General features: G+C 65.2%; 14 protein-coding genes. 6 read left to right on the plus strand and 8 right to left on the minus strand.

Features of this window, described 5'->3' with window-relative positions:
• Position 1: 1 nt before the first annotated feature.
• Both bsaP and bioB read right to left on the minus strand, forming a co-directional pair.
• Positions 2 to 295, minus strand: a complete 294-nt coding sequence (gene bsaP, locus QRM95_RS19910; protein ID WP_285249143.1) for a biotin synthase auxiliary protein BsaP — start codon at positions 293 to 295, stop codon at positions 2 to 4.
• A complete protein-coding gene (gene bioB, locus QRM95_RS19915) occupies positions 292 to 1311 on the minus strand; it encodes a biotin synthase BioB (protein ID WP_285249144.1) in 1020 nt (339 codons plus the stop codon). The genes bsaP and bioB overlap by 4 nt, the downstream gene beginning before the upstream one ends.
• A 217-nt stretch (positions 1312 to 1528) precedes the next feature.
• On the opposite strand from bioB, the gene QRM95_RS19920 reads away from it, so the two are divergent.
• From QRM95_RS19920 to QRM95_RS19935, 4 genes are all read left to right on the plus strand, one after another.
• Entirely contained in the window at positions 1529 to 3256 is a 1728-nt protein-coding gene (locus QRM95_RS19920) for a purine-cytosine permease family protein (protein WP_285249145.1), read from the plus strand.
• Positions 3257 to 3456: 200 nt separating this feature from the next.
• Positions 3457 to 4125: a DUF6318 family protein gene (locus QRM95_RS19925; protein ID WP_285249146.1), complete on the plus strand. Its 669-nt coding sequence runs from the start codon at positions 3457 to 3459 to the stop codon at positions 4123 to 4125.
• A gap of 92 nt (positions 4126 to 4217) precedes the next feature.
• Positions 4218 to 5075 (plus strand): hypothetical protein, encoded by an 858-nt coding sequence (locus QRM95_RS19930; protein WP_285249147.1) that lies wholly within the window; start codon positions 4218 to 4220, stop codon positions 5073 to 5075.
• 122 nt (positions 5076 to 5197) lie between these two features.
• Positions 5198 to 6268: an alkene reductase gene (locus QRM95_RS19935; RefSeq protein ID WP_285249148.1), complete on the plus strand. Its 1071-nt coding sequence runs from the start codon at positions 5198 to 5200 to the stop codon at positions 6266 to 6268.
• A 232-nt stretch (positions 6269 to 6500) separates the two neighbouring features.
• On the opposite strand, the gene QRM95_RS19940 is transcribed toward QRM95_RS19935, so the two are convergent.
• Positions 6501 to 6818 (minus strand): hypothetical protein, encoded by a 318-nt coding sequence (locus tag QRM95_RS19940; RefSeq protein ID WP_285249225.1) that lies wholly within the window; start codon positions 6816 to 6818, stop codon positions 6501 to 6503.
• A gap of 142 nt (positions 6819 to 6960) precedes the next feature.
• Between QRM95_RS19940 and QRM95_RS19945 the strand changes: the two genes are divergently transcribed.
• Positions 6961 to 9387, plus strand: a complete 2427-nt coding sequence (locus tag QRM95_RS19945; protein WP_502934989.1) for a Tex family protein — start codon at positions 6961 to 6963, stop codon at positions 9385 to 9387.
• A 28-nt stretch (positions 9388 to 9415) separates the two neighbouring features.
• Here the strand turns inward: QRM95_RS19945 and QRM95_RS19950 are convergent, their stop codons facing one another.
• The 5 genes from QRM95_RS19950 to QRM95_RS19970 form a co-directional block, all read right to left on the minus strand.
• A complete protein-coding gene (locus tag QRM95_RS19950) occupies positions 9416 to 10219 on the minus strand; it encodes a YqjF family protein (protein WP_285249150.1) in 804 nt (267 codons plus the stop codon).
• Between the two features lie 47 nt (positions 10220 to 10266).
• Entirely contained in the window at positions 10267 to 11046 is a 780-nt protein-coding gene (locus tag QRM95_RS19955; protein WP_285249151.1) for an isocitrate lyase/PEP mutase family protein, read from the minus strand.
• A gap of 116 nt (positions 11047 to 11162) precedes the next feature.
• Positions 11163 to 11558 (minus strand): DUF1622 domain-containing protein, encoded by a 396-nt coding sequence (locus QRM95_RS19960; RefSeq protein WP_285249152.1) that lies wholly within the window; start codon positions 11556 to 11558, stop codon positions 11163 to 11165.
• Between the two features lie 66 nt (positions 11559 to 11624).
• Positions 11625 to 12482 (minus strand): SDR family oxidoreductase, encoded by an 858-nt coding sequence (locus QRM95_RS19965; RefSeq protein ID WP_285249153.1) that lies wholly within the window; start codon positions 12480 to 12482, stop codon positions 11625 to 11627.
• Between the two features lie 2 nt (positions 12483 to 12484).
• The gene (locus tag QRM95_RS19970; protein ID WP_285249154.1) at positions 12485 to 13399 is read right to left on the minus strand and encodes an MSMEG_6728 family protein; all 915 of its coding nucleotides are present in this window, start codon (positions 13397 to 13399) and stop codon (positions 12485 to 12487) included.
• A gap of 181 nt (positions 13400 to 13580) precedes the next feature.
• On the opposite strand from QRM95_RS19970, the gene QRM95_RS19975 reads away from it, so the two are divergent.
• Positions 13581 to 14168: a hypothetical protein gene (locus tag QRM95_RS19975; RefSeq protein ID WP_285249155.1), complete on the plus strand. Its 588-nt coding sequence runs from the start codon at positions 13581 to 13583 to the stop codon at positions 14166 to 14168.
• Positions 14169 to 14287 lie beyond the last annotated feature (119 nt).

Genomic DNA, 14287 nt, shown 5'->3' on the forward strand with positions numbered 1-14287 from the left:
TTTACGAAGCGTGCAAACCGTGCCGGGAGCAGCTGGCCCACCAGCCCAGCGGGGAAACCTGGACCCTGAGCCTGCGGCCGCAGGATGCACAGAACCGCGGGGGCTCCAGCTGGAGGAGGTCCGCGCACTTGGTGTGGTGGTACGACGGCGGTGCGTCGCCGCCGTCGTCCTTCCCCTCCTTGGGCGCGTTCTCCTCCTTGGGTGCGTCCCCCTGCAGGGAACGGGGCTGCAGTGGAAGTCCGCAGAGTTCGCAGTAGGGCGTCCCAGCCGAAGGGACCAGGTCCGGGGTGCTCACAGGGTCTTCTGCAATTCCTTGATGGGCATGTTCAGGTCCACCAGGAGGCTCAGGTCGGCGGTGGCCGGGCGGCCCAGGGTGGTCAGGTAGTTGCCGACAATCACGGCGTTGATGCCGCCAAGGAGGCCTTCCCGGGTACCTAGGTCGCCGAGGGTGAGTTCGCGCCCGCCGGCGTAGCGCAGCACGGTACCGGGCATGGCCAGCCGGAAAGCCGCTATTGCGCGCAGGGCGTCTTTGCCGTTCATGAGCGGCTGGTCCTGGAGCGGTGTACCCGGCCTGGGGTTGAGGAAATTGAGCGGCACCTCGTGCGGTTCGAGGGACGCCAGTTCCGCGGCGAGTTCGGCCCGTTGCTCCAGGGTTTCGCCCATCCCGATCAATGCCCCGCAGCACAGCTCCATGCCCGCATCCTTGACCATGGCGCAGGTTTCCAGCCGTTCCTCGTAGGTGTGGGTGGTGACCACCTGCGGGAAGAAGCTGCGGGCGGTTTCCAGGTTGTGGTTGTAGCGGTGGACGCCCCATCCGGCCAGCTGGTCCACCTGCCGGCGGGTCAGCATGCCCAAGGAGCACGCGATGTTGATGTCCACTTCCTGCTTGATGCGGTCGATGGCGAACTTGACCTGGTTCATGAGTTTGATGTCGGGGCCTCGGACCGCAGCCACTATGCAGAATTCCGAAGCGCCGGTGGCCGCAGTTTCCTTGGCGGCCTTGACCAGTTCCGGTATGTCCAGCCACACGCCGCGGACCGGGGAATCGAACAGCCCGGATTGGCTGCAGAAATGGCAGTCCTCGGGGCAGCCTCCGGTCTTGATGGAGATGATGCCTTCCACTTCCACGTCTTCGCCGCAATGCCTTAACCGGACGTGGTGGGCCAGTTCCAGGAGTGCCGGGAGTGCCTCGTCAGGAAGGCGGAGGACTTCCAGCAGTTGTTCCCGGGCGAGGCCGGTGCCCTGTTCAAGGACCTGCCGCCTGGCCGTTTCCAGAATGGAATGGTCCTGGAAGGGAGGGGAATTCGTCATTGCTGTCCTTTGGTTCGCCGTCATGTCCTTTCCTTTCCGACGCTAGTTCGGTGCGAGGCGCCCGTTTTTGTGGACCGCATACAAGGCGGGATCACGGACTTTGTTGACACCTGCAGTCAATACTTAACGCTGCTGAAACAGTTCCGTGACCGCCCTGTCGTTTCGTCTGGATAGCGTCGCTTCGAGACGTTCCCCTCCCACCGAAAGAGACAGGCACATGAGCCAGGACCTGGATACCCAGCAGTTGCTGGAACCCGCGGCACCCGCCGCGGCCGCCGTCGTCGGACATCCTCCGGCGACCACGACGGCGGGCAACACCGCCGCCCTCAACGCCACCAAGGAAAGCCTGGAAGACTACACGCTGCGGTTCGCGCCGCGCTCCTACCGCAAGTGGAGCGCCGGGGTGGTGGCCACCAGTGCGCTGGGCGGCATCGCGTATCTTGCAGACTTCTCGATCGGCGCCAACATCGGCATTTCCTATGGAACGGTCAACGCGCTCCTGGGGATTCTGGTGGCCGCCGTCGTCATCTTCGCCACCGGATTCCCGCTGGCCTACTATGCTGCCCGCTACAACATCGACTTGGACCTGATCACCCGTGGCTCCGGGTTCGGCTACTACGGGTCCGTGGTCACCAACGTCATCTTCGCGACGTTCACCTTCATTTTCTTTGCGCTGGAAGGCTCCATCATGGCCCAAGGCCTAGAGCTGGGGCTCGGAATTCCGCAGTGGATGGGCTACGCCGCATCCACCATCATCATCATTCCGCTGGTCATTTACGGGATGAACACCCTTGCCAAGCTGCAGGTGTGGACCACTCCACTCTGGCTGCTCCTGATGGTGGTGCCGGTGGGGTACCTGCTCTTCTCCCACCCCGAGAGCATCGACAGCTTCTTTGCGTACACCGGAGCGTCCGGGGACGGCGGCCCCAACCTGGCGTCCGTCATGCTTGCCGCCGGGGTGTGCCTGTCCCTGATGGCGCAGATCGCGGAGCAGATCGACTACCTGCGGTTCATGCCGCCGCGGACGGACGCCAACAGGGGAGCATGGTGGCGGGCTGTCATCCTGGCCGGTCCGGGCTGGGTGATCTTCGGTGCCATCAAGCAAATCGTGGGGCTGTTCATTGCCATCTACCTGATCGCCACGCTCGACCCCGCCGCTTCGGCCACGGCCAACGAGCCGGTTCACCAGTTCCTGGGCGTCTACCAGGAAATGATGCCGGCCTGGCTGGCCATGACCCTTGCGGTGGTGCTGGTGGTCATCTCCCAGATCAAGATCAACGTGACCAACGCCTACTCGGGCTCGCTGGCCTGGACCAACTCTTTCACCCGGATCACCAAGACCTACCCGGGCCGGATGGTGTTCGTGGTGGTGAACCTGCTGATCGCCCTGGTCCTGATGGAAGCGAACATGTTCGATTTCCTCAACACCATCCTCGGGTTCTACGCCAACTGCGCCATGGCCTGGGTGGTCACGGTGGCCTCCGACATTGCCATCAACAAGTACCTGCTCAAGATCTCGCCCAAGGTGCCTGAGTTCCGCCGCGGCATGCTGTACGCCGTGAACCCGGTTGGATTCGTGTCCATGCTGGTGTCAGCCGGTGTTTCGATCGCGGTGTTCTTCGGGGCGTTTGGTGCCGCCATCCAGCCGTACTCGCCGATCTTCGCGGTGGGGCTGGCGCTGGTCCTTCCTCCGGTCCTCGCGGTGCTCACCCGGGGGAGGTACTACCTGCGGCGCACGGATGACGGCATTGAGCTCCCCATGTTCGACGCCGACGGCAACCCCAGCGACGCCAAGCTCCTGTGCCACGTGACCGGGATGGAATTCGAACGGCCGGACATGGTGCGCTCGGCGCAGGACGCCCCCGACGGCGGCCCGCAGTATGTTTCGTCGCTCGCCTTGTCCACCGACAAGACAGGCGAACTGGTGCTGCCGGCCACGAAATAGCGGGGTTCATTTATTTCTTAGGAAGGAAGCCGGTGCCTTATGGCGCCGGCTTCCTTTGTGACTTTTCTGTGCTGCGGGCTGGTGGTAAAACCGAGGACGTTGGCCTGTGGATAAGTCTTAGCGCCATATTGTGACCTGGGCTACCCTTAAGTCACTGTTCGGAGCAAGCCGTCTTGAAACTACTGGGGGAATAGCGGCCCATGACACTACAGAACCTCTTTACGTCGCGCGCATTTTGGTCCCGTCGGCAGCGGTCCAGTGCGGGAGCCCTCCTGATCGCTGGCTCGCTCCTGCTGGCCGGCTGCGCGGGCTCATCCCCCGCAGATCCAGGAACAGCCTCGCCGGCGGCATCGGAGAGCGGAACGCCAAGCGCCCCGGCCACCCCAACCCCGACGCCCAGCGCCGTCTACAAGCCGGCCGACGCATCCGGCCCCGCCCAGAACGTCCCCGTCCCCGTGCTTCCTGACGTGGCGAAGACGGAGACGAAGGAAGGGGCGGAAGCCTTCACCAAATACTGGTTCTCGATTCTCAGCTATGCGTACGAGACGGGTGACACCGCTTCGCTATCGAAGCTGTCGAAAGCTGAGTGCTCATTTTGTCAAGGACTTGTCGACGACATCGAAGCTGCTTGGGCTGACGGCAAGTGGATCTCTGGCGGACAAATCGAAATTCCGGCTGCAACTGCAAAACCTGCCACCGACGGTTCTACGCAAGTGATTCTTCAGGTGCTGCAAAAAGAATTGGTCATCCGCAATCAAGATGGAAGTCCGTATCAAGAGAAAACAGCGGCAACGAATACAGGAAGCGTCGCGATGGTGAAGTTCGGCGATGCGGGGTGGGTAGTCGACGACCTAGGGCTGATCCGGTAGCCATGGGTTACATAGGCAGGGTCCTCGCAATCTTCGCCTGCTGTGGACTGTTACTGAGCACATCAACTAATGCTGCCTTGGGAGAAGACGGGTTGAACTCGAAGCCGCGGATCGGTGGTGGATTCATGGACAGTGGGGTGCGGATAGGAGCCGACAAATGGGTACCTAATCCTGAAACGGGAGAATTTACGCGAACCGAACCGAACGCGATTAGTACCGACCCCAACGAGTACAAATACGAGCTACAGTGCCACCTCGGCGGCGGAGACTTCGACACGCCCTGCCTTGGCCGACAGCTCGACTGCAAGGACAGGGAAGACGGCGCCAAGGGTATTCCGGTCATGTGGCTGTCGCGGCCACGCGGTGTTCCCGGTGCGGTCTGGGCACACCACTCAGGCCCCACCTGCCTTTACGACGCCAAACCCGAGGACCTCCTGCCACGGATCGCCGCGGACATCCAGCGGCAATTCCAGAACTTGCCTGTAAATGCGGGCAGCGTCGTGGCTCAGCCCAGCCCCAACACTTTGCGCGGCGCCGAGACCAATTTCTACGCGGAAGCCGTCGAGCAGCAGTTCGACATCACCATGTTCGGCCAGCAGGTCCATGTCGTGGCAACACCCGTCCAGTACACCTGGAACTACGGTGACGGGACTGTGTTCGGCCCCCAGCCGTCTATGGGCGGTCCCCTCCCGCAGGACCGGTGGGGAGAAAAGACGCGGACCAGCCACGCCTACGCCGCAACCGGGGATTTCCAGGTGGTGCTGACAACGTCCTTCCAAGGCACGTACTCGGTGAATTCCGGTCCACCACTGACCATCCCGGGCCAAGGCCAGTTCAACGCCCCGCCGCAAGGCATCAGCGTCTGGCGTTCGCTCACCCGCAACTACGCCGACGACTGCAACGCCAACCCCCAAGGCCAAGGTTGCCCAGGTGCCGTGACACCGCGCTGAGCCGCTCCCGGATCCGAACGCCCAAAGTCCACGGAATGTGATCCCGGTCCCAGAAGGAATAGTTGCACGCGCCCTACAGTTGGCATGGACAGTACGTCTCCAGCCTTCGAAAGGAACTGCGCATGCTGTTTTCCCCCCTCACCCTCGGCGAACTCGAACTTCCCAACCGCCTGGTGATGGCGCCCCTGACCCGCCTCCGTGCAGGCGAAAAGGGCGTCCCGGGCCCGCTCCTGGCGGAACACTACCGCCAGCGCGCTTCCCTGGGCCTCATCGTCAGCGAGGGCACCTACCCCACTCCCGCCGGCCAGGCATACCCCGGCCAGCCCGGAATCGTCACCGAGGAACAGGTTGCCGGCTGGAAGAAGGTAACGGATGCCGTCCACGCCGAGGGCGGCCACATGTTCGCCCAGATCATGCACGGCGGACGGGTATCCCATTCGGACATCACCGGTCGCCTGGAAATCGTCGCCCCCAGCGCGGTGGCCATTGACGGCGTCGTCCGCACTCCCGAAGGCAAGAAGCCGTACCCCGTGCCGCACGCGCTGACCACCGACGAACTCCCCATGGTCATCCAGGAATTCGTCAACGCCTCACTGAACGCCATCGAGGCAGGCTTCGACGGCGTGGAACTGCACTCGGCCAACGGGTACCTCCTGCACGAATTCCTGGCCCCCAACTCCAACGTCCGCACAGACAGCTACGGCGGATCCCCGGAGAACCGTGCCCGCTTCGTCATCGAAACCGTCAACGCCGTGGTGGCAGCCCTCGGCGCCAACCGGGTGGGCCTCCGCATTTCCCCCGAGCACAACGTCCAGGGCATCTCCGAAACGGACGCAGCGGACGTCCGTGCCACCTATGAGGTCCTCGTGGACAGCCTCGCGCCGCTCAACCTGGCGTACCTGAGCATCCTGCACCACGAGCCCACCGGAGAACTGGTCCAGGACCTCCGCGAACGCTTCGGCGGCCCCTTCCTGGTCAACACCGGCTTCGGCGTGATCACCACGAAGGAAGAAGCCGTGACCCTGGTGGCCGACGGCCACGCGGACGCCGTGGTGGTGGGACGCCCGGCCATCGCCAACCCGGACCTGGCCCGCCGCTGGAAGGAAAGCCTTCCGCTGAACGAGCCGGACCCGTCCACCTTCTACGCAGAAGGCGCTAGCGGTTACACGGATTACCCGGTGTACCAGGGCTAGCCATTTCCCTAGGCAACCCGAATTTAAACGACGACGGCGGCACCCAGCGTGGGTGCCGCCGTCGTTGGCTGTCAGGGGTGCTGGTCCCGGGCAGCAAGGCCGCGAGGCCATCCGACGGCCTCCGGCTGAGAATTTATGTGGCCCGCCGGACTCCCTCGGAAGCCGGCGGTGATCAGATGATACTCCAACGAATGGACTCCTACCAGAGCCACTTTGTGAGCCGGCATCCGGCTCACAACACAGCCTCCCGGCCGGTGCCCTCCCGCATCAGCAGCTTTCCGTCCTCAATGGAAACCAGCACGCTTTTGGGCCTGCCGCTGACCTTCGTGATGGCCTTGAGCCCGCGGTTGGTGACCTCAACTCCCACCTGGGCGCCCTTGGCCGGAAGTTCCACCGAAACTTCAGAGGCGATGCCCAGCAACGGATTGGTGGAAACATCCAGGTCCCTGCGCACAACTTTGCCGTTGACCGTCACGGTGATGTTGGCTTCCTCAAACCCCTCCTGAAACACGACAAGCAGTTCCCGCATGGTGGCCTCTTCCTCGAGCATGGGTGCCAGTGACTGCAAGACCACTACAGCACTTTGCGGGCCCGAGTGGAATACTCGCTTCCCCGGCGCCTGACGGTCAGTGCCGGCCGCGGTGGAGCCCTGCGGGCCGGTAGGGCAAGATGTTCTGGTGACCCAACAGCCTGTGCCTTCCCCCGCTTCCACCTCCTCAAGCGTGACCGCCGAGGACCCCCTCTACGGCCAGATCGCCGATGAACTGGGGGTCAAGGCCTGGCAGGTGAAGGCGGCGGTAGGACTGCTCGACGCCGGGTCGACAGTCCCCTTCATCGCCAGGTACCGCAAGGAAGCCACGGGGACGCTCGACGACACCCAACTTCGCGACCTCGCCGAACGCCTCCGCTACCTCCGCGAACTCGAGGACCGGCGTCGAACGGTGCTTGAAGCGGTTGAGGCGCAGGGCCAGTTGACGCCGGAACTCCGCAGGGCGATCCTGGCGGCGGACACCAAGTCCCGGCTTGAGGACATCTACCTGCCGTTCAAGTCCAAGCGCCGGACCAAGGCCCAGATTGCCCGGGAAGCCGGACTGGAACCGCTCGCGGACGCCCTGCTGAAGCGCCCGGACCTGCATCCTGAACGGGAGGCCGCAAAGTACCTGAACAGTGAGCACTCCATTGGCGATACCGCCGCGGCGCTCACCGGTGCCAGGGCCATCCTGGTGGAGCGGGTTGCCCAGGATCCAGACCTTGCCGCCACCCTGAGGGACCGGCTGTGGAGCCAGGGCCGGATGGTGTCCCGCGTCAAAAAGGGCAAGGAAACCGAGGGCCAGAAGTTCGCTGACTACTTCGAATTTGCGCAGGCCCCGGACCGGATGCCGTCCCACCGGGTGCTGGCGCTGCTTCGCGGCGAGAAAGACGGCATCCTGGACCTGGATCTCGCCGAAGCCGACCCCTCCGACGACGCCGCACTGGCCGCCGCCAGGGCACGCTACGAGTCCGCGGTGGCCAGGTTCCTCGGCGTCGCCGACCGCGGCCGTCCCGCCGACGCCTGGTTGCGGCAAACCGCCCAGGTGGCATGGCGGTCGCGTGTCCTTGCCCGGCTCACCGCCGACCTGCGGGGCCGGATGTTCGCCGCTGCGGAGGACGAAGCCGTGCGGGTGTTCGCCGCCAACCTGCGCGACGTCCTGCTGGCCGCGCCCGCAGGGAACCGTGCCACCCTGGGACTCGACCCCGGGCTGCGGACCGGAGTGAAAGTCGCCGTGGTGGACGGTACCGGCAAAGTGGTCGCCACGGACACGGTGTACCCGCACGCGCCGGCGCGAAAATGGGACGAAGCCCTGGCCACCCTGGTGCAATTGGCCCGCCGGCACTCGGTCGAACTCGTGGCCATCGGCAACGGGACGGCGTCGCGCGAGACGGACAAGCTCGCCGCGGAACTGATCAAGCTGCTCCCGAACGTCGACCGCAAGCCACAAAAGCTCGTCGTGTCGGAAGCCGGTGCCTCGGTCTACTCGGCGTCGGCGCTGGCCGCCGCCGAACTCCCGGGGATGGACGTTTCGCTCCGCGGCGCCGTGTCCATTGCCCGGCGCCTGCAGGATCCACTCGCCGAACTCGTCAAGATCGATCCCAAGTCCATCGGCGTGGGCCAGTACCAGCATGACGTGACAGCGTCCAAGCTGGACCGGAGCCTTGACGCAGTGGTGGAGGACTGCGTGAACGCCGTGGGCGTGGACGTCAACACAGCCTCACCCGCGCTGTTGAGCCGGGTGGCCGGCGTCGGACCGTTGCTGAGTGAAAACATCGTGGCATACCGCAACGAACACGGGCCCTTCTCCAAGCGGACCGACCTGAAGAAAGTCCCGCGGCTGGGCGCCAAGGCGTTCGAACAATGCGCCGGGTTCCTCCGGATCACCGGGGGAGCGGAACCGCTTGACGCCTCGAGCGTGCACCCGGAATCGTACGCCGTGGCGAGGAAGATCCTGGTGGCCGCCGGGTCGGCGCCCGCGTCAACCCTGGACCCCAGGAATTTCGTTGACGATACCTTCGGGCTCCCCACGGTCAAGGACATCCTGGCCGAGCTGGATAAACCCGGCCGGGATCCGCGCCCCGCCTTCGCCGCAGCCACGTTCTCGGACGGGATCGAGAAGATCTCGGACCTCAAGCCCGGCATGGTCCTGGAGGGGACGGTGACCAACGTTGCGGCGTTCGGGGCGTTCGTGGACGTGGGAGTGCACCAGGACGGACTGGTGCACGTTTCGGCCCTGGCCAACCGGTTCGTCTCCGACCCCCGGGAGGTGGTCAAGTCCGGCCAGGTAGTCCGCGTCAAAGTCCTGGAGGCGGATCCGGAGCGGAAGCGGATTTCGCTGACCTTAAGGCTCGACGACGAACCGGCCGGCGGCGGGGCAGCTTCGGGGCGGCGCGGCCCAGGCACCGGCAAGACGGAGCGGGCCGGAAAACCCGAACGCGGCGAGCGTGGCGAGCGTGGCGGCCGCCCTGACCGCCAACAGCCAAAGCAAGGGTCCGGGGCGCCTGCCGCCGTCCGGTCGGCTCCCAAACCCCAGCCCGGCAACGATACGGCCATGGCCGAAGCGCTCCGGAAAGCCGGCCTGGCTTAGCAGCCTTGCGGTGAGCCCGGACACGCTTTTATCCGGGCTCACCGACAATGCGCGGCCGTCCGAACCTGGTCCGGACTCCCGGCGAATAGAGCACTGAATCCGGCGGCCCGTCGACAGTGATCCCTGCAGCTCCAATCAGTCCATCGGTAAGCTGCCGGACCTCCGCGTGGAAGAGCGGCCATGCCTGGTGGGTGTTCGGCACGTAGGCGGTCCTACCGAAAAAGCGGCCGTGCATCCCGAACCTCGCGGTCAGGAAGACAGACAGGGCATCAGTGGCCGGCTTCCGGAGCTTGGGGACGACGGCAAACCCGCTGCGTGCCCCGGTGCTGCCAAACCGGCGCACGGTGTAGCCGAGGGGAAACTCATCAGTGGACCCGGCAGCGTCTCCGCCGGGGTGCTGTGTTCGGCTCCTGCCGTCAGGAAAGGGCGGCCGGTGCCGGATACGCGACCAGACGTAGGGGATTCCAGCCGCCCGTGTGGCAAGAACCACCGGCAGCCGGTTCGCATCCAAGCTCAGGAACACCACTCCGCGGGTCCCGTCCGGCTCTCGGGAGTACAGCCGGACGTTCACCTCGTTGAAGCTGCCCAAGTACGGAATGCCGGGGCCGCGCCCAAGCGCCGCCTGCTCCATGCGAAAGCCGATCAAACCCACCCATGAACTGCCGTCGAACACGTCCGGCCGGATTCCCGCAGGCATGAACGCGGCTGCGTCCGCCTCCGGGATGCGCCAGTGAAGGAAGACGGCCTCAAGCCAGCGTTGGTCGGAGAACACCGGTGCGGGCAGTTCCGGCGGCCGAGGCCACACCCCTGCCGCACTTGCACTTCCGGTCACAGTCAATCGACTCCTTCGCTGGGCACGGCCGCGGACACTCGACGCTGCTAGTTCAAGGGACGAGTGCCCTCCGGAAGCTGTCCGCCGGCGAGCAACGCGGCCGCGGCGTCAGCCAGCGCGGTCAGTGCCACGCGCTGTGTCCACGGGCCGTAGGAGATGCGGGCGACGCCCAGTTCCTGCAGCCGGGCCGGGGGAAGGGATCCGGGGACGTTGATGACGGAGACCTTGTTCCAGCCGATACCCTCGACCAACGCGGTGACCGTAGGCTCATCAAGCAGCCCGGGCACGAAGACTGTGGTGGCACCCACGTCCAGGAATGCCCTGCCGCGGGCGATGGCGTCGGCCAGCACCTCGCCGGCGTCCCGGTCCTTGCCCTTGAGGAAGGCGTCGGTCCGGGCGTTAAGGACGAAATCGATCCCTTCCGTCGACGCGGCGTGCACCACTTCTGACATTTGGTTGACCGCGTCGGCCAGCGGCCTCATCTGGTCCTCGATGTTTGCTCCGACGATGCCGACGCCAATGGCCTTGCGGGTGGTCTCGCCGGGGTTGCCGTAGCCGGACTCAAGATCGGCACTGACAGGAAGGTGCGTGGCGGCGGCGATGCGGCCAACGGAAGCGATCATCTCGTCGACGGGAATGTTCTCGCCGTCTTCATAGCCCAGCGAGGCCGCGATGGAGTGGCTTGCCGTGGCGAGGGCGGTGGTGCCCGGGACATCCGTGATGACTTTGGCGGTGATGGCATCCCACACGTTGACCACTTGAAGGATCTCAGGGGCTTGATGGAGTCGGAGCAGTTCGGACGCTTTTGTGCGAAGAGTTTCAGCCATGGCTGAAGCCTAACGGACCTTGCAAGGGTAACGGCGGGGCGAACCGCAAACCTGTATTCCCGGGCGCGGATTAGCGCCTGCCAGGGATGGGCCCGACGGCGCGGTCCCAGGCGCCCTTATCCGGCAGGGGCGGAGGCTCCGGGATGGGCTGTCGCCGGGTCCTTTTGCCAAGGCCAGCGACCCGTGATCTCAAGTTCCAGGGAGAAACTGAGGAACGTCCTGATCAGCACAATGACGGCCAACACCCCGACGCTTTCGAACGTCGGAGTGACCGCAACAGTGCGGATGATGTCCGCAGCGACCAGTAACTCAAGGCCCAGGAGGATCGAACGGCCCAGCGACTGGCGGTATGAGCGGTAGAAGCTCAGCCTCTTCGCCCCGGCAGGGACCTGCCGCGGCTGGTATCCGCGGATCGCCAGCGGGAGGGACACCAAGGCCCCAATCACCATGACCGCAACTCCTGCGAAGTCGACCAGTTGGCCGGTGGCTTCAATGATCTGCCTGAATTCCATTCCCTGCCTTACTTAGAGCCAGGCATGTGCCGCCCGGCGTGGAACCGACTGGGGTGCGGGGCCGGGCTACGGATGGCGGCTGCCGTTCCCTGCGATGACGTCCCTGTACCCTTCCCTGAAGGTGGGAAACGTGAACTTGAACCCGGTACTTCGCAGCAAGTCATTCCGGCAGCGCTTGTTCCCGCCGCGGGCGGGACCTGCATCGCCCACCTGGGGTTCGGGAAGCCCCAGTTGGGATGCCAAGAAGCGCAGTACGGCACCAAGATCGGCTGGTTCGTCGTCCACGCCGACGTAGACCGGAGCAGGAGCGTCGGCCATGGTGGCCAGGTGCACGATCGCCGCTGCGGCGTCATCCCGGTGGATCCTGTTGGTATAGCGCACGTCGTCCGGAATGACGGCGGAGCCGCTCCGCACCTGGTCTATCAGCCTGGTCCGGCCCGGTCCGTAGATGCCACCCAGCCTGAGGGCCGTGGTGGCGCTCGTGCCGGAAAGCCGGCCGTGCAGGAGCTCCTCAGCCTCCAGCAGCACCTTCCCGGAGAAACCACCCGGGTTCGGCTCCGTGGCCTCCTCCACCCAGCCGCCCGCCGCGTCACCGTACACCGCCGTGGAAGACACAAAGAGGACGCGTTCCGGGGTCACGCCGTCCCGCTCCAGCGCATCCAGCACATGTGCCACGCCGCGTACATACGCAGCACGGTATGCCTCCTCTGAGGGGGCATCAGCCGCAACGGCTATGACGACGGCGGTGGTGTCCGCCGGGATGGGCGGCAGGTCTGCGGATCCTAAGTCAGCCGTGACGCCCTCGATGGCTGCCGGCAGTTTTTCGGGGGACCGCCGCCACCCTATGACCCTGTGGCCAAGGGCGGCGAACCGCAGGCCCGCCTCGGTGCCGAGGTCGCCGCACCCTGCCAGCAGAACAGTCATGGCTACGGGGCCTCGACCGGAAAGAACACCCGGGGGTCCTGCAGCAGGGCGGGGTAGGCGAATGCCGAACGGTCGATGATCTCCAAAACCTCGAAAGTCCTGCCAAAGCGGCCGTCATCGAGGGTGATCGGACGGCCCACCACCTGGCCGAGCGCGAACTTTGCCCCGTGTTCCAGCGGGACAGCGACGGGCGTCTTCCCTGGGAGGGTGCGGAATGCCTCCTCCTGCGCCTGCCGTTTGCGAGTGGGCTTTTTCATCTGGGGCCTGGGCGGCGCCTTCTTCGGGGCGCGGGACGGACGCCGGGAACCGTCGTCAACATAGACCGGGGCGTAACCGTCGTCCCCGGCTGACGCCGCTGCAGAGGCGTTCCGGTTCACCGGCGGAAGTGCCACCGTGGTGAGCGACTGCGGGTCGACGTCGTCATGAGGGTCGCGGAGGATCCACAACAGGTCCCCTTCCGGCTCCTGCGGCAGGAACTCGTGCCGCGGCTCCGGCCAGACGTAATCCATCGCCGGAATGGCGTCGGGGAAAGCGGAGGCGTAGAACTTGGGTTCCTTGTGCACCAGCTTGGACCGGTGGCTCAGGTGGAAGTCGGGCTCCCCGAGCCACGGCGGCATGATGATCTTGGCGGCGTAGTCCGGATGGGCTGCCTGTGGCGCGAACTCGGCGATGTTGGCCCGGGTGTTATCAGGGTGGCCCCGTTCCATCCACTCGTCCACCATCGCGAGCCCGTACATGGTGAGGGCAGGAACGTGGCCCATCCACATCCGGATCGCCGGGTGGGTCTGCCACCCGTACTCGGGGATCACCAGGGCACGGAGGGTTTGCAGCGCTTCAACCCGCTGCTTGCCCAGCCGCGCGGTGTCCAGGGCTGCGGCGCTTTGGCGGAAGTCAGGGTACGGGAGGAAAGTTTGCATCCATTCAGTCTGACGGCAGCCGGCGGAAGTGCCAATTGCTGTGCCTGCGGCCACATCCCCTGGCCGGCCCGCGGCGCGGTCTCCGCCACCAAACCTGTCCAGATAATGGACGCATACATACGGCTCCCAGGTTAAACCACTAAGATCTCGGCAACCACCCCAGCGTTTTGGAAGCTCACTCATGACATCTACACCTGAAAAGTCCACAGCCGCCGCCCGCCCGGCGCTGCCCCGCTACGGACAGATGCTCGGCCCCGAAGCCCAGGGCATCCTGGTCCTCGACGAGTTCACCATCGATCCCGCAGCCGCCCGGAAGGACCAACACCGTTTCCGCGACGGCATGGCCGCCGTCGCCAGGACCGTCCGCCGGATAGCCGCCCTGCGCGTGGTGATCGCGCTGGTCGCCATCGGAAACCTGCCCCTGTTCCTGCTCTCCAGCGGATGGTGGATCTACGCCGTCTCGCTCACCCTCGTCGTCGCGGTACACAGCGCCGTGACACTGCTGAACCGGCACGAGCCCCGGCTCAAGCAGCGCTCCGCGCTTGAACTGCACATGCATCGCGAACGCAGCGCCAACTACCGCAAGGTTCGCGACGCCGTGAAGTACATGATCGACACCCCCAGCCGCATGAACGAGCACCTCTACCTGGAACTGCTGGCCGTCAAGCGGGTGGCACTGAACCTTGCGCACGGCACGGTGGCTCTCCTGGATACCAGCGACGAGTCCGCCTGGAAAGTGCGGATCGTCCGCGAACTGCCCGTCGCCTGACTGTCCGGCGCGTCCCCGCCGCGGCAGCGGACACCTGATTTAAAAGAACGACGCCGGCACACCCCTTGTGGGGGCGTGCCGGCGTCGTCTTTTTGGTCAACGGAATTTGTCTATCGCCG

The sequence above is a fragment of the Pseudarthrobacter sp. efr-133-R2A-89 genome (assembly GCF_030209315.1).
Classification (GTDB): Bacteria; Actinomycetota; Actinomycetes; order Actinomycetales; family Micrococcaceae; genus Arthrobacter.